Genomic DNA, 20,748 nt, shown 5'->3' on the forward strand with positions numbered 1-20,748 from the left:
GAAGTGCCTGTTCGAGCGGAACCCGTCGGCCTGAGCGGTGACGACGCACACGCGGTCGATCAACTGCGGGCCGCCAGCGAGCGCATCCTCGAAGAGTGCGGCAAGGTCATCGTCGGCCAGCGGGACGTGATGGAGCTGCTGCTCATCGCGCTCCTGGCCCAGGGCCACGCGCTCCTGGTGGGCGTGCCCGGGCTGGCGAAGACGCTCATGATCCGCACGCTCGCGGACAGCATGAACCTCACGTTCAACCGCGTGCAGTTCACCCCCGACCTCATCCCGACCGACATCACCGGTACGCGGATGATCGAGGACGACCCGGAGACGCACCGCCCGGTGTTCAAGTTCCTCCCGGGGCCGCTGTTCGCCAACGTGGTGCTCGCGGACGAGGTGAACCGCACGCCGCCCAAAACGCAATCGGCGCTGCTGGAGGCGATGCAGGAAAAGCAGGTCACCGTCGCCGGCGTCCGGCACCAGCTCCCCGAACCGTTCTTCGTGCTCGCGACCCAGAACCCGATCGAACAGGAAGGCACTTACCCGCTCCCCGAAGCGCAGCAGGACCGCTTCATGTTCACGGTCAACGTGGGGTACCCGAGCGAGGAAGAAGAGTTCCGCATCATCGAAGCGACCACGTCCGCGGTGCGGGCGCAACCGAACCGCGTCGTGGGCGGCGAAGAGCTGATGGCGATGCAGCGGCTCGTGCGGAAGGTGCCCGCGGCCGGGTTCGTGATCCGCTACGCGATGAAGATCGCGCGCCTCACGCGCCCCGGCACCCAGGACGGCGAGGCGCCCGACCCGAACGTGCCGGACTTCGTGAAGAAGTACGTGACGTGGGGCGCGGGTCCGCGCGCCGGGCAGAGCCTGATCCTCGCGGCGAAGGCCCGTGCCCTGCTCCGCGGGCGCACCTACGTCGCGACCGAGGACGTGAAGGCGGTCGCGATGCCCGTGATGCGCCACCGCATCGTCACCAATTACAACGCCGACGCCGACCGCGTCACGCCCGACGAGATCGTGCGGAAGCTCCTCGCGCTCGTCCCCGCGCGGGCGACGGAGTAGATCCCGGTGCCACACGTTGTTCCGCCGCTCTCACCCGGCCGCTCGCCATGACGAACCCCATCGACCCCGCCGTCCTCTCGCGCATCGACCGCCTCGAACTGGAAGCGCGGTTCGCGGTGGAGGGGTACCTCGCGGGCAAGCACCGCAGCCCGCGCCAGGGGTTGGCCGTCGAGTTCGCGCAGCACCGCGAGTACGCACCCGGTGACGATGTGAAACACATCGACTGGGCCGTGTACGCGCGTACCAAACGATACTTCCTCAAGCAATACGAGCAGGAAACCAACCTCGTCGCGTGGCTCGTCGTGGACGCGAGCGAGTCGATGGGGTACGGCTCCGGCGCCCGCACGAAGTACGACCTCGCCTGTACCGCGGCGGCGGCGATGGCGTACCTGGTGCTCCAACAAGCCGACACGGTGGGCTTGAGCCTGGTCGCGAACGACGTGCGCGCGTTCCTGCGGCCGTCGGGCCAGATGAATCAGCTCCGCGAAGCGTGCCGCGTGATGGCCAACGGGCCGTTCCCGGGCGGAGGGGGGATCGCGCGCGGCGTGGACGAACTGGCCGGGCGCACCGGGCGCCGGGGGGTCGTGTTCCTGTTCAGCGACCTACTCGACGACGTGCCCGATATTCTCGCCGCGCTCCAGCACCTGCGGTACCAGAAGCACGAAGTCATCCTCTTCCACACGCTCGACGCGGCCGAACTCGACTTCCCGTTCAGGCAAACCACGCTGTTCCGCGGGCTCGAAGGGCTGCCCGAAATTCTTACCGACCCGTCCGGTATCCGCGACAGTTACCTGAAAGCACTTCACGATCACATCGAATCGATCGAAGCCGGGTGCCGGAGGTTGGAGGTCGATTACGTCCGGCTCCGCACCGACGCGGACCTCGGTCACGACCTCGCCGCGTACCTCCAGAAGCGGCACGGACGGTAGCGCCCACGGCCCCGGGAATTACTTCCACGCCACGAACGGAACCGGCAAGAGGAAGGCGTGCTGTTCGTACAGCGTCGACACGCCCTGCCAGCCGATGTGCTGCGAAACCCACACCGCGAACACATACGCCAGCACGACGGGGATCACCGCGAACCGGCCCGCCCAGCGGGACACCCAGAACCGCGGTTCGCGCCGGCGCGCCCCACGAGCGTAGGCCCACCCGCCGAGTACGCGCGCCGGGAACATGAAGAGCAGGAAGATCAACCCTTCGAGGAACACGAGGTCGCGCGGGATCAGTTCGATCTTCAGCAAATAGAGCGGCATCGCGAACAGCAGGTGAACCCACAGCGCGAGTGCGAACGCGAGCGGGGCGCGCCGGTACACCTGCCGGACCTTGAGCACCTCGAAGAACGCCCGGAACCGGTGCGTGCGCGCGAACCGCGCCTGCATGAACGGCACGTACAGCACCACGACCGCGAACAGCCCCGCGCCGACCAAGCCCACGAACCAGTACCGGTGCCCCAACCCGAGCAGCAGGAGCGGGAGCGCGAGCCACACGAACGCGCCCGCGAATCCGCGCGCGCCGAGCCAGAAGTAGTACGGCAAGCGCAGCGCAACGACCGCGTTCCAGACGCGGTCGCGGGCCTCGGTGTAGAGCCCGCCGCGGCACGCACGGTACGCGAGCCACGGGGCGTTAATCGGGTTCATGAAGTGCCGAATGCGCCCGCCCCACATCAGCGCCCCGACCGCGTGGAGCACGAACACCACCGCGAGCGCGGTCAGCGCCCCCTCCCATAATTTCGCCGCCCGGCCGTTCGGGTCGATGATCCGCGCGGCTTCGGCCTGTAGTGACACGAAGTACAGCGGCAGCCACATCAGCGCGCACGCGAGTGCGACCCCACCGAACAGCGCCGCAGTGCGCACACCGATGAAGCCGTCGCGGATGCGCCCGGTGCGCGCCACGCGCCCGCTCGCTTCGAGCAGGTACCCGAGCGCGAGGAACTGGCCGAGCGGGACCGACGCCAACACGGACAGCCCCAGAAACAGCGCGGTGACGCCGAAACACCATTCCACAACGGAGCCAACGGAACGCAGAGCGCGCTGAAGAAAATTCTTCGGCGGGATCGGCATCACGGTCGGAACTTCGCCCTCGAAGTCCGGTTCGACCAGGAGCGGTGGCGCGACGGGTATTGCTGCACTGGCCATGATTCGCACGGAGTGAGGCGGTTACGATATTCGTGCTACCCTTCAAGGTAGCTCGCGGTTTCGTGAAACGCGGCGGCGCGACGCGGGGTATGTGTGTGCGAGTCTTCATCCACCGGAAGCGCACCCATGTGGGGCCGTAACCTTCTCTTCATCGCGATCGTGGCGGGTGGCGTGCTCGCGCTGCGTGCGAGCCTGTTTCCGCTGTACACCGAATCGCGCAAGGTGAAGTTCGATCCAACGCCCGCGGAACAAAACGACTTCCGCGCGGTGGTGAGCAAAGTCGACCACTCGTTCCGCGAAGATTGGGCCGCGAAGCAGCTTCGACCCGCGGCCCGCGCGGACGACCTCGCGGTCGCGCGCCGGCTGTCGCTCGCACTGACGGGCAGCGTGCCGTCGCTCGAAGAGATTCGCCAGTTCGAGCTTCAACCGCCCGAAAAACGGCTCGACGGTTGGGCGAATCACCTGCTCCACGACCGCCGGTTCGCGGACTACTTCGCGGACCGGCTCGCACGGGCCTTCGTCGGCACCGAAGACGGCCCGCTCCTCACATACCGCAAGCGCCGGTACATCTCGTGGCTCGGTGACGAGCTTTTCAAGAACACGTCGTATGCCGAAATCGTGCGACAAATGATCTCGGCCCAGGGGCTGAACACGGACACGCCGGCGGTCAATTTCATCGCGGCGACGTTTGATGAGAACAAGAAGGCGCCGGACGCCGAGAAGCTCGCGATCCGCGTCACGCGCGCGTTCCTCGGTCTGCGGATCGATTGCGCCCAGTGCCACGACCACTTTCTGGAACCCGCATGGAAGCAAACGCACTTCCAGGCACTCGCGGCGTTCTTCGGCCAGACGAAGCACGCCGTCACGAACATCGCGGACGCGGACAAAGGCGAGTACGAATTCGAGGACCGCGTGGCGGGCGGAACGCACCAAATCGCGCCATCAGTACCGTTCGCGCCCGAACTGCTCCCGGCACACGGGACGCGGCGCGAGCGCCTGGCGTCGTGGGTCACCGACCCGGAGAACGTCTATTTTGCCCGCGCCACCGTGAACCGCGTTTGGGCGATGATGTTCGGCCGGCCGCTGCTGCGGCGCGTGGAAGCGCAAACGCTCGATGAGATGAGTACCGAGAAGATCCCGCCCGCGCTGCGCATCCTCGCGGACGACTTCGCCGCCCACGGTCACGACCTGCGCCGGCTCGTCTTGCTCATCGCGTCTACGGACGTGTTCCGGCTCGACAGCGCGGCCGAGTTCGAGGTCACGGACGCACACGACGACTCTCTGGCCGTCTTCCCGCTCACGCGGTTGCGCCCGGAACAGGTGATCGGCAACGTGATTCAGGCCGCGAGCGTGAAGACGATCAACCAGCAGTCGCACATCTTCGTGCGGGCCATGCGGTACTTCAACGAGCGGGATTTCGTGAAGCGCTACGGCGACGCGGACGACGACGAGTTCGCGCGGGCACACGGCACCATCCCGCAGCGGCTCCTGATGATGAACGGCGACCTCGTGGACGGCAAAGCGAAGGACGAGCTGCTGAGCGCGTCCACCCAAATCGCGATGTTCGCCCCCAGCGACGCGGCGGCCGTCGAGACCGCGTACCTGACCGTGCTGACGCGCCGCCCCACGCAACGAGAGACAGAGCACTTCACGGCGAAACTCGCCGGCACCACCGGCGACGAACGCAAGCGACGGCTCGCGGACCTGTATTGGGTACTATTCAATTCGACTGAGTTGGCAACAAATAGGTAGCGATAATTTCCCCTGCGATTTCAAATGGTTTCACGTTTCATGCTGGTTATGGTTGACTTCCGAAGTAGCGGGCATTGCAATTTGAGACGACAGAAAACCCAAATTAAATTAAACACGTGTACATTAAATTTCAAACTCGTGTGCGGTGGTATCGACTGTCCCGCTGGGAAAAGAACGGGAGGTGGCGAGTGTCGATAACACAACTCGAATCTGAATCGGACGAATTCGGGAGCAATCCGTACAGTCTGCCCTATTCTTTTGCGACCGAAGAGGAGGCAAGCAAGGCACAAAACCGCCTACGCCAGGAGGTGAACTACCAAGACGAATGCGCCTTGTAACCACTCCTGAAAAATCTTGGCACCGCCCCCGAACCGCGTTAATCTCAATGTCGTTGGAGCCACAATTATCCGACCCAACGCACAAGGGGAGTGCCGACCATGCGCAACCACCGCGACTACGAAGACGACGAGATCGATGTCGAACTCGTGAAGCCCCGGAAGCGGAAACGCACGGGGCTGAAGTGGCTGAAGATTTACGCGGTGTGCGTGTGCTGCGTGGCGCTGTTCGTCGTGGTGAACGCCCTTCACGGGATTCAGAGCCGAGCGATTCAGCGCGAAACCGAACGCTCGCGGGAACTCGGAGAGCAGCGTTCCAAACTCGTCGGGCAACAAATCGAACGCGATCGAAAGGCACTGGGGCTGAACAGGTAACAAGTGAACTGAGTATTCCCCCCCTAAAAAGCCCGGCGATTTTCGCCGGGCTTCCTTATTTGCAGACGTCACAATTTGATCGAATCAATCTAACTAAATAAATTTATTTTTTCCTTGCAAATGACTCATATTCATGAGACAATCAGCAATCGCCCGCTAACAAAGGAGAGATACGACATGGCTACGGTTCAATTGGGCAACGGGAAGAAGAACTACAACTGCCCCATGACTGTAGTTGGGACGGAAAAAAGTTTTTTCCCTCAGACCAGCGATGAGCCAGAAAAGGTAGCGATAGAATTTAAGATAGCGGGAAGAGGGAGAGACAAAACGGTTAAAGTAGTCATCACCAATAAGGAAATACTCAGCATGGTTTGCGCAGCCCTTGCAAAGACACACGTCGCGAAACGCTAACCACAAGGCGATTTTCTTTGATTTGATCAAAGGAGTAAACCACGCGACCGCCCCGCTTCCAGGCGGGGTTTTTCGTTTCCTGGAAACTAAATAGTGCATGCACTACGCCCCGAAGCCCGAAGTCCCCGAACGCAACACCTCAACCGTCTGCGCCGAACTCGGCATTCTGCCCGAAACGCTCAATAAGTTCGTGCGAGCCGACTTGTTCACCCTGCCCACTCGCAGGCAGGGCAGTTGGCTCGTGTGGAGCGACAAGGACACCGAACGGCTTCGACAACTCATCGAGTGGAGACGCAGCAACCCCCTTCTCACGATCATCGCACCACTTCCAGCACCACCAACGCCCACAACCGAACCACCCAAGCAGAAGCAGCATCGAACAACCAAGCCGAAGCCACAACGAGCACCCAAGCCACAACGATTAGGTGCGGGAATCACGACGACAGAGTACCGAGGCAAGCAATTCACTGTGACCCAACTGGCGCAACACCTCAACATGCCGCGACGAACGGTTTCAGAACGACTGACACGGCACGGTTGGGACGCAAATAAAGCGTTCACCACACCGAACAGAAAAACGGGTTCTCAACCCAGACAGTTCGTGTTCCAGGGACAGCCCGCGACAATCGCCCAACTCGCCGAACGGTTCGGCATCGCCCTAAACACAGTCACTTACCGGCTTAAAAAGCACGATTTCGACTGCGACAAAGCATTCGCAGATAAAATTGATTAGCAGCACTAAATACTGGCATGGGCTTGCCAGAAACATTAGTCGCGAAACTAACAAACAGTCCCGTGAATGCGTTGGTGGGCGGTAGGATCACACCCGCCATCGGCACTGATGGCACTCAAGTGCCTTTTGTCGCGTTCACCATTACTAGCAGCGAGAACAGTTACAGACTCGATGGCAGCCCGTCTTCACTGGAAAAGACCGGAATAATGTTCGATGTTTGGGGCAACAAGCACACTCAAGTTACGCAGATCCTGAGTGCGCTGCGGAGCACGCTCAGTGGGTGGAGCGAAGGTCAAGTTAAGTGGTCGATGTGGGGCAACTCAGCCACTGAAAAGGACGAAGACTCGGAGCGGTATTCGGCAGTCTCAGAGTTCACCGTTTGGTACGAACAGACCGTGCGAATTCGTGTCGATGCTGGGATCGAGTCAGGCGAAGCGTTCGGGACGCCAACCATTACCGGTGACGCACCTCGATTAGATTTCAGCGAACCGTTCAACTCGCAGTACCTCGCGGTATTTTAATTTATGACAGAATGTCGTGGTGGGAGGGGGATGCCCTAACGATGTTCAGAACGTAGAGTCTAGAAACCACACCGGCATGTGATCTTTCTTCAAACAGATTATTTGATAAGGGCTATTAGAATGAAACGACCAGTTTTGAGCAAGGAAGCGGCGAAGTTTTGGGATCGGCACGCAAAGCGGTGCGTTGAGGAAGGGCTGCTGACTGACGCCACGTTCGATTCCTTTGTGCTGCTCGCCCGCACCTACGCCCTGCTCCAGTTCGACCCGGAGCAGGACGAGCGAACCGGAATCATCAAGTTCGTCGCACTCACAAAGAGTTTCGAGCGGCAGGGAATTCCGTTCGGAGTTACCGCGAAGAAGAAGAACGAGAAGCCCCGCGACCTCGCAGCGATTATCAGAGAAGGATTGAATGCCGGACAAGATGCCCAGAGCTAAACCCCTCACCGAGCAGAAGCGGGAGCGACCGAATTCGTGGATGCGGGGTTACGATCGCAGACACCATGACTTGCGGCGTGAACTGCTTGCCACTCATCCGGTCTGTCAGTGCGAAGGCTGCGGTAACGGCTGCTGCAACAACACCGAATTCTCTGCTCACGCCCACCACTTGCGTTACCCCGCGTTGAGCCTCGATGATTACCGAGCGTTGTGCGCCACCTGTCACGGGCGGTTGCACGCGAAGCAGGATCGGTGAACCCGCCAGACTGGGCAGTAGTCACCGCAGCCGATCGGCTGGCACTCGAAGAAGGGTGTTACTGGAGCGAACCGCACGCGAACTGCATTTTAAAATTCACGCGAACATTCTTCCGCAGTCAGTTCATTCGCGGGCAAGTCACCCTCGCAACCGAGCAAGCCCAGTTCCTGCAGCGGTTGTACGGTTGGCGACTTCAGAACGGTAACAGGCGGTTTCGCTTCGCCAATCTCCACGTACCGAAGAAGTCATTCGGCAAAACGCTTTTAGTTTCAATAATCGCGTACTTCGAGACTTTGGGCAGTGGTGAACCCAGTCCGTTCGTGGTGAGTTGCGCGGCATCAAGGGACAACGCTTCGCAAGTTTTCGATGAGTTGAAATTCGCAGTGGAGCACTCACCGTTCGACCCGTTCACCGATTGCCGACGGCACACGAAAGAAATCGAAGTCAAAGACCTGAATTCCCGTTTTCGTTCCGTTTCATCAGACGGCAAAAGGCTACACGGTTTCAACTGCTCTAGCGTGCTTGTGGATGAAGCGGGTTGGACACGCAGCGCGGATGCGTTCGATGCACTTCGCTACGCTCCGGCAGCCCGACCGAACGGTCTTATAGTTGTCATAAGCACGGCGAGCGACCAGCAAGAACACTGGTATCACAAGCGGATTTACAGCAAATCCAAGCGAATTCTGTCGGGCGAAGACCTCGACATCACGCACTTAGCCGTTGTCCACGAGATGGACGCGGACGGAAGCCCGGAAGACCCGACACAGTGGAAACTGGCTAACCCGTTACTCGGTTCACCGTGGTGTCCTACCGACCAGTTCCGCCGCGACCTCGAAGCGGCGAAGTCGGCGGGGTTGGGTGAGTGGCTGAACTTCCAGCGATTGCGGTTGGGGCGCTGGCTGAAGCCCGATGAGATGGCGTACTTCGAGGTGAACAAGTTCGATGAGTTGAAAGCCGAACCGAGCGAAGCGGAACTGAAGTCCGCACCGGCTGCGATCGGTGTAGACCTCTCGGAAACGACCGACCCGACTTCGGTAACGATCACTTGGGAACTCTCGCCCGGACGATACTTCTCACGCTCGTGGTGCTGGGTTGCAGAAAAGGCGGTTCTTGAACGGGAAAAGTCGAACCTGAGCCACTACCGTGAGTTCCCGGAGATGTGCATCACGAAGGGCGATATGATCGACGAGAGGGCAATTCTCGCTCACCTCGTTTCCCTCGCGAAAAACTATGATGTCAAAGTTTGCAATTTCGATCCGAGATCGGCTTACGTGATGGGTAACCGGCTGTCCGAGGAAGGGGTGAAGTGCGAGCGTGTGCCACCATCAGCCCGTTACTTTAATCCGGCAATGGTGGAGTTACGGAAGGCAATCGAAGAGAAGCGGTACTCACACGACGGAAGCAGTTGGCTCAAGTTCTGCCTTCAAAACGTGCGTGTGGAACTGAACCGCTACGGGGAGGTTTACCCCGTTCGTAAACGGTCAGTCGATAAAGTGGACGGGGCGATTTCGGCGCTGCTCAGTCTTCTCGGTCAACTCGCAAAGCCCGCCGACAATGTGGTTCAGACCGGATGTGTTTTGATTTGATCGACACTAGATAGGGTATGTTCCAATTTGCCCGTAGACTTTTCAACCGCACAAAGTGGTATCCACTCAACTCGCTTCCCGAGGGATGGTTCTTCGGGCGTTCCGGCAACCGATCACCGGTCGCAACTCCCGATGAAGCGCTAACCCTCTCCCCCGTTTTCGCCGCGTTGCGCTGGTATCAAACCACTCTGAGCAGCCTTCCACTCGTGGTTTACCGCGACGATTTCAATGGGGGACGCGAGCAAGCGCGAACGCACCCTGCCTGGAAACTATTACAGTTCCGCCCCAACCCGGCGCAAACTCGAAACACTTTTTTGCAGGTGCTCGCCCGTGACCTCTTTTTGCACGGCGAAGCGTTCTGCCAACTTCGCTGGACTGGCACGGGTGCGCTGTACGGTGTTTACCCCATCAAGCCGTCTTGTGTCACTGAAGTGATAGTTGACGACGAGTGGAACAAAGCGTTTGCGGTGCGAGCTGACAACGGCGAACCGGAAGTGTACTCCGACACGGACATGCTTCACATCGTGGCGATTCCCGATTGTGACGGCATCCGAGGTGCGAGTTTCCTGCGTTGGGCAGGCGAAGCACTCGGACTGCACAAGCAGGTTCAGGAATCCGCGACATCCTTCTACAAAAACGCTGCGAAACCAAGCGGCTACTTGCGGTACGCGGGGAAGATCACCCCGGAAACGATCAACACAATTCGCGAGAATTTTAAAAAGCAGTTCGCGGGCACGCTGAACACGGGCGAAATCCCACTGCTGAGCGAAGGCGGGGAATTCACCCCGCTCAGCGGGAGCAACGCCGAAGATGCCCAAATCATCGAGGCGCTTGGGGCTTCCGTTGGTGATGTGAGCCGTTGGACGGGAATAAGCTCCATAATTCTCGGCGACTACGCAGCAGCCAAATACGCTTCTCTCGCTGCAGAAAACCAAGCCGTTTACCAGAAGTCACTTCGCTGGATGCTCGAAGCGATCGAAACCGAGGTGAACAACAAAATCTTCGGTGTTGGTTCGGACTTCTTCGCGGAGTTCGACACGCGCGAACTTCTCCGAGGCGACCCGGTTACGCAATCGCAGATCGACAACACTTACTTAACGAGTGGGGTTCTACTCCGAAACGAAGTGCGGGAAGGCTTGAAACTGAACTCCATCGAAGGATTAGACCAGCCGTTAGCCCCGCTGAACCAAGGGGCGGGAACACTTCCGCCTGTCAGCCCCAACCAACTACCACCAGCACCAGGAGCAGCATGAGCCACACTCGCAACAGCCGGATTGCCCCGACCATCGGGGAGAACCGCAGACTTAGTTTTTATGCGAGCGTGTTCGGTGAAATTGCCCCCATCACCGAACGGGACGCAGCCGGCAAACTCGTGAGTTACCGCGAAGTGATTCGCCCGGGTGCTTTTACAGAAGCACTTTGCTCCGAGGCGGAAGTGATCGCGAACATCGACCACGACGACAAGCAGACCTTTGCCCGCAGAAGTACGGGTGAACTCATCCTGCAGGAAGACCCGCACGGTTTGTTCGCAAGTTGCTACCTTCCCCCCGGTGAATTCGGCGACAGCATCATTTCACGAGTGGAACGGGGTGAACTCGATGGCTGCAGTTTCCGCTTTGGTTCGCTGAAGGACCGGCTGAACGGTGACCTCGTGGAACGGCTGTCGGTAACGCTGGCAGACGTGTGCATTTGCCGCAACACGGCGGCAGCGTACCACGAGACGACTGTACACTTGCGCCAAAACCAAGAACTGAAAAGAATGCTGAGTAGGATGCGAATTATAAAAATCAAAAACAGAATGTTAAGCACTAGATACTAACAACCACGGAGGAAAATGAGTACCAAGAGCCGCTCTAGCGCAGAAGAAATTCAGGGAAGCATTGACAGTCTAATGGCGGAAGCCGACGCACTTCAGGCAAAAGAAACGCTCTCGCCAGAAGAGCAGTCACACCTCGACGAAGTCCTTTCGCAGATCGAACAACTTCAATCCGACCTCGCAGCCGCCCAGTCGAGTCAGCGGTTACTTGCTGCCAAGAACCGGATGCAGCAGCCGACCCGACCCGCACCCAAGGTAGCAGCCACTCCGAAGCGCAACGATCGCGACGAGTTCAGCGAAGGTCTGCGGTTGTGGATGCTTTCCCGAACTGCAGAGCCCGACCATTCGAGCGAAGCACACTTCCGCACCCGCGAAGCCGGGTTCATGCTGGGTTCAGGGTCGGCAAAGATCAAATGCGACTACCGTGGACTGAATTTCAAACAGCGTACCATTCTCACCAAAGGCGGAAGCGGTAGCGGTGCTGAGTGGATTTACAAATCTTATTCAGATCATGTAACCGAGTACCTCACTTACTTCTCGCCTTTCGTCGGCACGCTCGCAACCGAAACGACTGGTGACGGGAACGCACGCGATTATTTTCGCATAGACGATACTGGACTTAAGTCCACATATTTAACCGCTTCAGCAGGTACGGATTCCAACCCGACCATTCCCGATACCAACATCGCTTCCGCAGCCGTCACAATCAATACATTCGATTTGACAAGCGGATATCAGAAAATAAGCTACCAAGAGTTGAGGGATGCACACGCTGCCGTCGGCATTGTCGAGAAGATCGCAAAAGCCAACAGCAACAGCCACGCTCGCAAACTCGAAGACGAAATCCTGAATGCGAGCGGTAACGGTTCGACTGGCGTCCAAGGTTTGTTCGCGGTCGATAACGTGCTGACTCCGGTGACTTCCAGCAACTTCAACTCTGACGCACAAAGTTACCTGGAAGACATGTACTTCCGCATTCCGATGCAGTACCGGCAGAACGCGATGTGGCTGTATAACGATGTGACCGCGAAGCGTTTGCGCAAGTACCTCAAGGATGCCGACAAGCGATCATTGTTCGACAAAAACATTGTTGACGGAGTTGAGTGGGACACGCTGCTCGGCAAGCGGGCTTACGTGAGTCAGTACATGGCGGACGATGTAATCCTGTTCTTCGTTCCCGACTTCTACATGTTACGCATGGTGGAAGGTCAACGCTTCGACACTTTGGTTGAGAAGTACCACCCGCACACTGCCTACTGCGGACTCATGAGTTTTGGCGGCGCATGGCTCGGACCGACCGGCGCAAGCGGTGCAGTCCACTCGCTCACGATCACAAGTTAAGAATAGTTTCAAGAAATATCATTTCCTGAATTCAGTGCTCAGGGGTGATTTAGCATCACCGGTTCTGGTTTCGCCGGTGGTGCTTTTTAGTTTAAAGAAGAACACACTACATACGGTATGCACCACTATTCCATTGAAATCACCGAGCCGCCCGAAAGCCTGGATTTAGTAACGCAACTGGTAGCCCACATCAAAAGCAACAACGGATCGTCCGAAGACGCCGAATTACAAGTGTTCCTTGATGCGGCTATGTCCGCATTCGAGCACGAAACCGATGGACGCATTGTCCTGTCCACGGGCTTTAAACAGTACTTCCCTTGCTGGGCAAAATGCTTTGAACTTGCACGGGGCAAGGTCACGGACATCGCCAGCGTGACCTACTTCGACGATGCCGACCAAGAGCAAGAGTTGACCTCTTGGATCGGGGACGCGACCGGCATCCCCGCTATAGTTTCCATAATTGACGGGGAATTCCCGGCACTAAGTGCCATGCCCCGACCGATCGCAATTGAGTTTACAGCGGGTTGGGTCGGAGTGGATTACTTGCCCGCAGAGGTGCGTGTCGCTGTGCTCCAACTTGCCGCGCATTACTACGCAAACCGCGAGAGTCATACCACGGATTCACTGAAGGAACTGCCGATGGCGTTCACTCGCGTCTGCAACAAATATCTCACTGGCTTGGCAGGAGTGTAATATGCAGAAATCTGGAATCTATAATTGCCGTCTGCAGTGGCTAAAGGGCTACCGAACCGTTGACGAGCAAGGGCAACAGGTGCTAACTGCTCAAGAGAACGGCTACCTTTGGGCGTCGCTAGAAGAAACGAACGGTCGAAATACTGCAGACTACGGGGCGAAGCAGCCCGGTGCGGATGTCACGATACTCTTGAAGGACGCCCCACCAGTCAGCACGGACGATTTGTTGCGGGACGAATCGGGGACGGTCTACCGCATCGAATCTATTTACGGCGCAAACAACGAGTTATCGCTGCAGGCGCACCGTAACGACAAACTCACTACAGATGTTAGCATTGCTGCGCATATCGTGGGGATCTCACGGATGCGGCAACATCTCACCATCGGTGTGCCTCTTGGTTCTTCGGACGATTTTTCCGCAGCACTCTTACTAGTTTTGTGAAGCAAGAGGGGGAACGATTGGGATTTCAGCCTATTTCACCTGGACTACCGACCCGAAGACCGTGCTTGAGAAACTCAGTAAGGGCTTGCGAAACAAGGCAATGCGCATTGCGCTGAACAAGGCTTCTTCGCCCGTCAAAGCGAAGATCGTTGCAGCAGCCCCAAACCGCTTCGGCTTCTTAAAGAAATCTATTCGCATCCGGTTACAGAACTACCAAAACAAGCAAGTTTGGGTTTCGGTCATTGGTCCGTCGCGGAGTTTCGTGAGGAAGAAAGGGAAGTTCAAACGCGGGAAGAAGAAGGGACAGCCGAAGAACCACCGACCCGCGAACTACTCGCACTTGGTAGACCAGGGCACACGATTCATCCGAGGCAGGCACTTCATTCAGCGTTCTTACGGTCGCGCGTTCCGCAGCACATTCATCATTGAACTCAGACGGCAAGTCGAATTGTTGCTCCCGAAACGAAAGTGAGAAGCAGCCCCCTACATAGTTTTAAGAATCGAAACTAGGGGGATCATTGCCAGTACTCGGAGTTACAAGCAAAATAGAGTATCAAGTCGGGTCAAGTTGGGTGGCTCTCGCGGGGGTTAAGACTCTCGCGCTGCCTTCGATTTCTGTAACTAGCATAGACACTTCGCACCTTGGGCTGACTTCTTACCAGAAGACGATGATGCCCGGCATGATAACGAACGCTGCAATTAGTGTGTCACTAGAATTCTCAGAATCCGCTTTCACCACACTTCACGGTATGCTCCGCGACATGGTTGATTGGCGCATCACATGTCCCGCCGACGAACCAGCCGTAGTCACCTTCTCAGGTTTCATCACAAAAATCGACACCCCGTTTTCCCCGGACGAAGAGGTGATGATCTCGCTGGAAATAACCCCGTCTGGAGATGTATCCATCGCATGAGTACCAAAGAGAAACTAGCCAGCCTGAACGATGTCAAAGTCACGCCCTTTCCCGTTCCCGAGTGGGAAGAAGCGGGAAAGGGGCTGCACTTGCGTTCGCTGAAGGGTAAGGAATGGACTTCGGTTCTGCTCAAAATCGTTGAGTGCGAAAAGCAGTCACGCGGACTCGATGCGAACATCTGGATTTGCCTGTACTGCTTGTCCGAGCCGGACGGCACACGGGTATTCAGTGACGACGACTTCCCGATACTTGCGGAGAAGAACGGTGCAACGCTCAGTTGGATCGCGAGCAACGCCAGCGTGTTCGCCGGGTTGAAGGGGGATTCCGAAGCAAAAAAATCCTCGAAGAAGAACCCTGGGTGATGCTCGAAATGCGGTTGTGTTTGGCACTGGGTTACCAGTCGCTCAAGCACTTCCGCGAGTGCTTCCCATACGACGAGATTCCACTTTGGGGCGAGTACATGCGTCGGGAAGGATTGCCTCTCCAGAGGCTAGAGGCAGCGATTGCGTTGTCAGGGGCTGCGAACTGTCAGGTTCACGGTGCGAAGGTGAGTGTGAAGCAGTTAATTCCGCACTTCGGGGAAGCGAAGACCCTGACCGGAAACGAGGCTTCGGTAGCACTGAAGGCGTGGGCAGTAGCGAGTAAGAAAAATACCAAAACAAAAGGATAAATTTAAGAATGGCGTCGTCACTGGGAGAAGGTTCGCTCATCCTCACCACCAACAGCACCGGACTCGTTACGGGGCTGAAGCAGGCGAACGCCAAACTCAGCGAGTTCTCTGCTAAAGCCAAGGAAATGACGGCTTCAGTTGGGGGCAGCCTGGGGAATTTCTTGGAATTAGGCGGGAAGGCTGGAATTGCAGGCGTTCTCGCAGTAGGCGCAATAGAACTGGCGAAGAACATGGGCGGGCTGGTGACACGCTCGCAGATGTTCCACAACGAACTGGAACGGGGCGGAAAACTCGCTGCTGCTTGGAGTGAAGTCGTAGGCAAGGGCATCGAGCGAAGCCGCAAGGAACTCGAAGCAATGGCGGACATCCTTGGGACTTCCCAAGGCATCGAAGCGCAAAAGCGGCAACTCAAAACTCTCGACGACCAGTTGGCGAGCACTGCCCCGCAACTCAAAAAGGCACGCGAAGAAGTGGAACGCTGGCAAAGTGTCTGGGGGAAAGATACCAGCGTGATGCAAGCGTTTCTCATCGGCAGCAAAGAGGACTTCGCGCTGAAAGCGCAGAAGAAACTCGACGAGATCGAAACGGTTTACAAGCAGCGATTCGAGCGGGCACAGGAGTTGCGAAAGGGGCTGCTGGAGATCGCAGACCCGACCCAATCCATCGAAGCCACGAACGCACTCCGCAAATTTATTGTCGAAATGGACGATGCCGTAAAAGGCTTGACCGAGAATTCCGACATCATGAAACTGGAGAAGCTGAAAGACGCTTTCGGGTTTTCAAATGCTGATATCGGTGCTGCCAGACTCGCCGCTATCAACAAGGAAATGGCGATAGCGAACGATGAACTCGATAGATTTGTTTCGTCGCAATACAGTTCGGACGTGAATGCGGACGTGCAGAAACTTACCGAACTTGCCGAACAGCACAAACTTACTGCGGAGCAAATCCAGAAAGGGCAGGACGCAATTTTCGCCAAGAACGACCGTGAAGCCCAGCGCTTCGCCCGGTCGCTCGAAGAAGACTTGGGGCTAATAAAGGGATTCTACAAAAAATCAAGCGAAGAGATCCAACTGCAAGACCTGATAGAGAAAGGCATTGATGAAAAGCACATCGCGCGAATCAAGCAACTGATTGCTTACAAGAAAGAGTTGGACACACCTTACCAGCCCTCGAAAGCGATTCAGGCAGGTTCAGCCGATGCGTTTTCACTGCAGAACAAGATTAAATTCGAGGAAGATCGGCGGTTCGGAATGAACCAAGAAAAATTGCTCAAAGAAATGGCGCAGAAGCTTCAACAAATCGTGATTGGGTTAGGGGCTTTAGATCGCTCCGCACCTGAAATCTAAGAAGGGGGAAGGTGGCAACTTATGTAGAGTTACCAGAAGGGACAGCATCGACCGACAAAGACGGCATCCGCCTTTACACTCGTGTCTTCCGCATCTACGGCTTAGACCCGGCTCAGCGCCCCGAATTCGGCATTGCCGGAATTCCAATCACCCGCTTTTCCGCGTACCCAACTGACTCAGGTGCTTTGGCAGTCGGCGTGTCTTCTGCTTTTGTGAACGGCGAGTTGGGCATTCAGGATGTAAGTTACTCCTACACTTCGCGCCCCTGGGATTCGGGCATCGGTGCGGATGTCGAAACTGGCGGTGGTGGTGGCACTCCCCTTGAGCCGGGTCAATCAGACCCGACCGTTCAGCCAAATCCCCTGCTACGTCCACCGACAATAAAATTCAGCCAAAACACCGTTCAAGTTCCGTTCACCAAAGACTTTGACCCTAGCGGCGCGAAAGCACTTAAGAATAGTGCAGGCGTCCCCCTGGAAGGAGAAGTCCGTGACGAAATCACGAGTGTTATCACAGTCAGTTTCAATAAGGCAGTTACCGACATCTCGGTAAAGCAGCAACAGTTCGTCGGCACTTGTAATGACGCCCCCTTCAGCCTCGCGCCCGCATTCGGGACATACGCCACTTACACGCTCAGGTGCAACTCGTACTCTGGCACGATTGTTTATGAAGACGGAATGTGGATAACCCAGTGTGAAATTGAATTTGAAATGAACTCAAATACCTGGACTCGCAATATATTGGACACGGGCTTTACCTACCTGTCCGGGACGCTCGACATTCTTGGTAGACCCATTTTAAATCGTTTTCTCGACCAGAGCACAGGCGCCCCGGTTGACCATGCGATGTTTTTGAACGGGGCTGGTGCGCCATTGGCTTCAGGCTTCCCGCCCGTGGTGTTGGAGTTCTACCCGCACCCGAGCCAAGATTTTAGCACGATTTTTAGTTGAGTTTTCTGAAAACAAAGAAGGGAATTTGGGTTACGAACTCTCGAAACGGACCGCGAATAAACTGAAGGCGCTGCTCACGAAGAGCGCTCCCCTTCCGGCGCGAGCGACCACGAACACTACGCCTCGCTTCGACTGCTTTTTAGAGGTGACGGGAGACGAAATCCATTCGTCTTTCTTCCCCTGCGTTGCCGTGCAGTACAACTCAACAACCAATTCGTGGGAAGAGTTCACGGGCAGTTGCGTTGCGATCGACTGCAACGAATTGCCCCTCACGGTCGGGAAGCGTTATCGCGCCATGCACTGCGGGATTAACAATGTGTCCGAGGGCGTTAGCGGAAGCGGTTCGGGTAGTGGCAGCGTTGTGAACCAAGTGTTCGTAGTGCAAGAGGCGAGCGAAAGCGGCAGCGCTCCAGCCGTGAACAACCTGAAGGACTCGGTTCGGCTGGTCGTTACAGCAGCCCTTCCCGCGAATTTTTATAGCAATGGAAGTTCTGGAGTGGGTGCAACTCTGACCGCCACGAGCAACGGGGCTTTTCCCTTCACCGATGGCTTCAGCACCAACTTGAACGACGAAATACTGGTCACCGCCGAAAGCACCGCTTCCCGAAACGGTGTGTACCGAATCACCGACCTGGGCAGCGTGAGCACTCCTTGGGTTCTGACGCGCCGATCCGATATGGATTCGGCAGCCGATTTTGTTAGCGCGATTGTTCCCGTTCGCCTGGGCACATTGAGCACGAACACGCTTTGGTTCTGCACCAATTACACCAACCCGACGGTTGGCAGCACGAGCATAAATTTCAAGCGAGTCAGTGGGAATGTGGACGGACCGGCAACCGCAACCACCGACACCGCCATTGCCCTTTGGGACGGGACGAGCGGACGGCAGTTAAAGAACTGTTCGTATAATATCGGATCGAATATAAATTATGCTTTTAATACAGCGGACGGCTATCCGGGATTTTCTGCCGGTTCGGGGTATGTGTATGTCCGCGCAAACGATGTTCTGACCGGAACTCTGCTCACGGATTGGGCGCAACTCGGTGCGGGCGGAACTGGCGGTAGCGGTCCGGGGCTGACGACGAGTCACGTCGGCGGGTTCACTTGCAGTTTGAATAACTACCAGAGCGAATGGCATTGCCAGACTTACTACGCCGGTCGGTTCATTCTGAAAGCGCCGCAAAACGGGAGTGGGAGTTCAACGCCAAAGTATTCAATCGTTCGGATTTCCAGTTACACCCCGACCACTTACGACGGGATCGATGCCACCTGCACTGTCACCGTTTCGGGAGTTCCAAAGACGATGACCATCGTTGGCGGATTGGTCGTTGGTTTAGCCTAAAAAGAAGGGAAGTTGCATTACCTAATAAATCTAAGAAAGCGACCAGACCGCTTGGCAGAATCACTCGAAGAGTGCCGACGGGTCGGAATCCAGCCCATCGTTTGGGAAGCCACCGACGGCACTACCGTACCGATGCCACCGGATTTCAAAGAGAACGCGGGTGCTCTCGGCTGCCGTCTGTCGCACATGTCGGTTCTGGCGGACGTAATTGCAAAGGGCTACGAGCAAGTTTGCGTGCTCGAAGACGACGTGACTTTCGTTCCTAACTTTCAGGAGCGACTTTCCGCGTTCCTCGAAGAAGTGCCACCGGATTGGCAAGCGCTCATGCTCGGAGGGCAGCACGCTTCCGCCCCTGAACAAGTCAGCCCCGGTGTGGTTCGCTGCCTGAGTTGCCACCGGACGCACGCTTACATGGTGCGGGGCGAGTTCATTAACCAACTCCATTCGATCTTCGCCCGTTCCCGTGGTCATGTCGATTGGGAATGGGCACACGCGCAAAAGGACTACCGGGTTTACGCTCCGACCGCTTGGTTAGCAGGGCAACGCGCAAGCAAATCAGACATCACGAATTTTGACACACACTCGACTCGCTGGTGGCAGAACCGCAGACCGGCAGTCGGAAGGAAGGCACGGTGAGCATTCAATTTTCTGTCGTCCTTCCCTCACGCGAGCGCGTACCCCTCTTGACTCAGTGCCTTCAGTCGATCGCGGACACCACCGCAGACCTTTCGTCGGTAGAGGTGCTCGTGGGCATCGACCGCGACGATTCCAAAACGGTCGAAGCATCACACAAGTTGCGGCGGCAGTTCCCTTTCGTTCGATTTTTCAGCGGCGAACAGCAGAGCAATTTAAGCGTTGGATACTACACCCCCCTCGCTCTTCGCAGCACGGGCAAATTTGTACAGTTGCTAAACGACGACACACTTTTCGCCACTAAAGGCTGGAATATCGTAGCCCTGGAATTGCTGAATAGTTTTCAGAAGCACCCGGACGGCATTCTGCTCGGTTGCCCGCACGATGACACCGGGTGCGCGTACAGTTGCTTTCCAGTGCTGTCACGGCAAGCAATTTTGGCGTTGGGGCACGCGATCAACCCCGCGTTTGGCTCGTGGGGCGGGGATGTTCAGTTAGACATGGTGTTCGCAGCTTTAGGGCGTAAAGTGCCGTTACCCTACGACATCAAGCATTTGTGCCGTCACAATCGCACCAGGGGCATCGACAGGGTTCAGGCGCGAATGCCAAGGTTGACTCGCGGATACCCCTACGAAGAAACCGTAAAAAACGACACGGAGCGTTTGCGAAAAATTATTGACGAGAACACTAGATAGATGTGGTTAGTGTCCATCGACTATTCTCAGTTATCCTTGCAGCCCGGACTCGTTGTCCGGGTTGTTTTTTTGCTTTCAAGAGCATTAGATGCGATTCAGTTTGCGACACGCAAGCGATCACTTCTTCTCCGGAAGTGAACTGGCGAATACCATTTTGCCATCCCGAGGCAGTGAATACACATCCCCAGTCCGAGTATCGATGATGTACGCACCGTGGTTCGCTCCACCGCCTCGCTCGCCACTCCCTCCGTGTCCCCACGAGGAAATTTGAAATCGACCTGTATCGGCATTAGGCGCGAGTACCGGGGCGG

24 protein-coding genes are annotated in these 20,748 nt (G+C 57.0%); 23 read left to right on the forward strand and 1 reads right to left on the reverse strand.

Annotated features, from left to right (window positions below; translation table 11 throughout):
* Nucleotides 1–3: 3 nt before the first annotated feature.
* Both J8F10_RS19345 and J8F10_RS19350 read left to right on the forward strand, forming a co-directional pair.
* Nucleotides 4–1,053, forward strand: coding sequence for an AAA family ATPase (locus J8F10_RS19345; protein WP_210656426.1), 1,050 nt, complete (start codon nt 4–6; stop codon nt 1,051–1,053).
* A 47-nt stretch (nt 1,054–1,100) separates the two neighbouring features.
* On the forward strand, nt 1,101–1,982 hold the full coding sequence (locus J8F10_RS19350; RefSeq protein ID WP_210656428.1) for a DUF58 domain-containing protein: 882 nt from the start codon (nt 1,101–1,103) through the stop codon (nt 1,980–1,982).
* An 18-nt stretch (nt 1,983–2,000) separates the two neighbouring features.
* Here the strand turns inward: J8F10_RS19350 and J8F10_RS19355 are convergent, their stop codons facing one another.
* Nucleotides 2,001–3,188, reverse strand: a complete 1,188-nt coding sequence (locus J8F10_RS19355) for a hypothetical protein (protein WP_210656430.1) — start codon at nt 3,186–3,188, stop codon at nt 2,001–2,003.
* 126 nt (nt 3,189–3,314) lie between these two features.
* Between J8F10_RS19355 and J8F10_RS19360 the strand changes: the two genes are divergently transcribed.
* From J8F10_RS19360 to J8F10_RS19455, 21 genes are all read left to right on the forward strand, one after another.
* Nucleotides 3,315–4,940 (forward strand): DUF1549 domain-containing protein, encoded by a 1,626-nt coding sequence (locus J8F10_RS19360; RefSeq protein WP_210656433.1) that lies wholly within the window; start codon nt 3,315–3,317, stop codon nt 4,938–4,940.
* 437 nt (nt 4,941–5,377) lie between these two features.
* Complete coding sequence (locus tag J8F10_RS19365) at nt 5,378–5,650, forward strand: hypothetical protein (protein WP_210656435.1); 273 nt, start codon at nt 5,378–5,380, stop codon at nt 5,648–5,650.
* A gap of 177 nt (nt 5,651–5,827) precedes the next feature.
* A complete protein-coding gene (locus J8F10_RS19370) occupies nt 5,828–6,061 on the forward strand; it encodes a hypothetical protein (RefSeq protein ID WP_210656437.1) in 234 nt (77 codons plus the stop codon).
* Between the two features lie 97 nt (nt 6,062–6,158).
* Nucleotides 6,159–6,794 (forward strand): helix-turn-helix transcriptional regulator, encoded by a 636-nt coding sequence (locus tag J8F10_RS19375; RefSeq protein WP_210656438.1) that lies wholly within the window; start codon nt 6,159–6,161, stop codon nt 6,792–6,794.
* A 17-nt stretch (nt 6,795–6,811) separates the two neighbouring features.
* Nucleotides 6,812–7,315: a tail completion protein gp17 gene (gene gp17, locus J8F10_RS19380; protein ID WP_210656440.1), complete on the forward strand. Its 504-nt coding sequence runs from the start codon at nt 6,812–6,814 to the stop codon at nt 7,313–7,315.
* Between the two features lie 120 nt (nt 7,316–7,435).
* Nucleotides 7,436–7,750: a hypothetical protein gene (locus tag J8F10_RS19385; protein ID WP_210656442.1), complete on the forward strand. Its 315-nt coding sequence runs from the start codon at nt 7,436–7,438 to the stop codon at nt 7,748–7,750.
* 252 nt (nt 7,751–8,002) lie between these two features.
* Nucleotides 8,003–9,592, forward strand: a complete 1,590-nt coding sequence (locus J8F10_RS19390; protein WP_210656444.1) for a terminase TerL endonuclease subunit — start codon at nt 8,003–8,005, stop codon at nt 9,590–9,592.
* A 17-nt stretch (nt 9,593–9,609) separates the two neighbouring features.
* Nucleotides 9,610–10,845, forward strand: a complete 1,236-nt coding sequence (locus J8F10_RS19395) for a phage portal protein (protein ID WP_210656446.1) — start codon at nt 9,610–9,612, stop codon at nt 10,843–10,845.
* Complete coding sequence (locus J8F10_RS19400) at nt 10,842–11,411, forward strand: HK97 family phage prohead protease (RefSeq protein WP_210656448.1); 570 nt, start codon at nt 10,842–10,844, stop codon at nt 11,409–11,411. The genes J8F10_RS19395 and J8F10_RS19400 overlap by 4 nt, the downstream gene beginning before the upstream one ends.
* A 15-nt stretch (nt 11,412–11,426) precedes the next feature.
* On the forward strand, nt 11,427–12,749 hold the full coding sequence (locus J8F10_RS19405; RefSeq protein WP_210656450.1) for a phage major capsid protein: 1,323 nt from the start codon (nt 11,427–11,429) through the stop codon (nt 12,747–12,749).
* Nucleotides 12,750–12,866: 117 nt separating this feature from the next.
* Nucleotides 12,867–13,442, forward strand: a complete 576-nt coding sequence (locus J8F10_RS19410) for a head-tail connector protein (RefSeq protein ID WP_210656452.1) — start codon at nt 12,867–12,869, stop codon at nt 13,440–13,442.
* A 1-nt stretch (nt 13,443) separates the two neighbouring features.
* Nucleotides 13,444–13,884 (forward strand): phage head completion protein, encoded by a 441-nt coding sequence (locus J8F10_RS19415; protein WP_210656454.1) that lies wholly within the window; start codon nt 13,444–13,446, stop codon nt 13,882–13,884.
* 61 nt (nt 13,885–13,945) lie between these two features.
* Entirely contained in the window at nt 13,946–14,356 is a 411-nt protein-coding gene (locus tag J8F10_RS40860) for an HK97 gp10 family phage protein (protein ID WP_390891110.1), read from the forward strand.
* A 196-nt stretch (nt 14,357–14,552) separates the two neighbouring features.
* Complete coding sequence (locus J8F10_RS19420; RefSeq protein ID WP_390891111.1) at nt 14,553–14,798, forward strand: hypothetical protein; 246 nt, start codon at nt 14,553–14,555, stop codon at nt 14,796–14,798.
* Entirely contained in the window at nt 14,795–15,160 is a 366-nt protein-coding gene (locus tag J8F10_RS19425; RefSeq protein ID WP_210656458.1) for a hypothetical protein, read from the forward strand. The genes J8F10_RS19420 and J8F10_RS19425 overlap by 4 nt, the downstream gene beginning before the upstream one ends.
* Nucleotides 15,157–15,468, forward strand: coding sequence for a hypothetical protein (locus J8F10_RS19430; RefSeq protein ID WP_210656460.1), 312 nt, complete (start codon nt 15,157–15,159; stop codon nt 15,466–15,468). The genes J8F10_RS19425 and J8F10_RS19430 overlap by 4 nt, the downstream gene beginning before the upstream one ends.
* Before the next feature lie 8 nt (nt 15,469–15,476).
* Nucleotides 15,477–16,817: a hypothetical protein gene (locus tag J8F10_RS19435; RefSeq protein WP_210656462.1), complete on the forward strand. Its 1,341-nt coding sequence runs from the start codon at nt 15,477–15,479 to the stop codon at nt 16,815–16,817.
* 11 nt (nt 16,818–16,828) lie between these two features.
* The gene (locus tag J8F10_RS19440) at nt 16,829–17,767 is read left to right on the forward strand and encodes a hypothetical protein (protein WP_210656464.1); all 939 of its coding nucleotides are present in this window, start codon (nt 16,829–16,831) and stop codon (nt 17,765–17,767) included.
* Nucleotides 17,682–19,109, forward strand: a complete 1,428-nt coding sequence (locus J8F10_RS19445) for a hypothetical protein (RefSeq protein ID WP_210656466.1) — start codon at nt 17,682–17,684, stop codon at nt 19,107–19,109. Before J8F10_RS19440 ends, J8F10_RS19445 begins: the two co-directional genes overlap by 86 nt.
* Before the next feature lie 12 nt (nt 19,110–19,121).
* A complete protein-coding gene (locus J8F10_RS19450) occupies nt 19,122–19,745 on the forward strand; it encodes a glycosyltransferase family 25 protein (protein WP_261363071.1) in 624 nt (207 codons plus the stop codon).
* Nucleotides 19,742–20,437: a glycosyltransferase gene (locus J8F10_RS19455; protein ID WP_315854126.1), complete on the forward strand. Its 696-nt coding sequence runs from the start codon at nt 19,742–19,744 to the stop codon at nt 20,435–20,437. Before J8F10_RS19450 ends, J8F10_RS19455 begins: the two co-directional genes overlap by 4 nt.
* Nucleotides 20,438–20,748: the final 311 nt, after the last annotated feature.

The organism is Gemmata palustris (assembly GCF_017939745.1).
Taxonomy (GTDB): domain Bacteria; phylum Planctomycetota; class Planctomycetia; order Gemmatales; family Gemmataceae; genus Gemmata; species Gemmata palustris.

Coding starts and splice junctions, on each gene's coding strand:
- J8F10_RS19350 (WP_210656428.1), top strand. CDS start 1,101: ATGACGAACCCCATCGACCCCGCCGTCCTCTCGCGCATCGACCGCCTC.
- J8F10_RS19355 (WP_210656430.1), bottom strand. CDS start 3,188: ATGGCCAGTGCAGCAATACCCGTCGCGCCACCGCTCCTGGTCGAACCG.
- J8F10_RS19360 (WP_210656433.1), top strand. CDS start 3,315: ATGTGGGGCCGTAACCTTCTCTTCATCGCGATCGTGGCGGGTGGCGTG.
- J8F10_RS19365 (WP_210656435.1), top strand. CDS start 5,378: ATGCGCAACCACCGCGACTACGAAGACGACGAGATCGATGTCGAACTC.
- J8F10_RS19370 (WP_210656437.1), top strand. CDS start 5,828: ATGGCTACGGTTCAATTGGGCAACGGGAAGAAGAACTACAACTGCCCC.
- J8F10_RS19375 (WP_210656438.1), top strand. CDS start 6,159: ATGCACTACGCCCCGAAGCCCGAAGTCCCCGAACGCAACACCTCAACC.
- gp17 (WP_210656440.1), top strand. CDS start 6,812: ATGGGCTTGCCAGAAACATTAGTCGCGAAACTAACAAACAGTCCCGTG.
- J8F10_RS19385 (WP_210656442.1), top strand. CDS start 7,436: ATGAAACGACCAGTTTTGAGCAAGGAAGCGGCGAAGTTTTGGGATCGG.
- J8F10_RS19395 (WP_210656446.1), top strand. CDS start 9,610: ATGTTCCAATTTGCCCGTAGACTTTTCAACCGCACAAAGTGGTATCCA.
- J8F10_RS19400 (WP_210656448.1), top strand. CDS start 10,842: ATGAGCCACACTCGCAACAGCCGGATTGCCCCGACCATCGGGGAGAAC.
- J8F10_RS19405 (WP_210656450.1), top strand. CDS start 11,427: ATGAGTACCAAGAGCCGCTCTAGCGCAGAAGAAATTCAGGGAAGCATT.
- J8F10_RS19410 (WP_210656452.1), top strand. CDS start 12,867: ATGCACCACTATTCCATTGAAATCACCGAGCCGCCCGAAAGCCTGGAT.
- J8F10_RS19415 (WP_210656454.1), top strand. CDS start 13,444: ATGCAGAAATCTGGAATCTATAATTGCCGTCTGCAGTGGCTAAAGGGC.
- J8F10_RS19420 (WP_390891111.1), top strand. CDS start 14,553: ATGATGCCCGGCATGATAACGAACGCTGCAATTAGTGTGTCACTAGAA.
- J8F10_RS19425 (WP_210656458.1), top strand. CDS start 14,795: ATGAGTACCAAAGAGAAACTAGCCAGCCTGAACGATGTCAAAGTCACG.
- J8F10_RS19435 (WP_210656462.1), top strand. CDS start 15,477: ATGGCGTCGTCACTGGGAGAAGGTTCGCTCATCCTCACCACCAACAGC.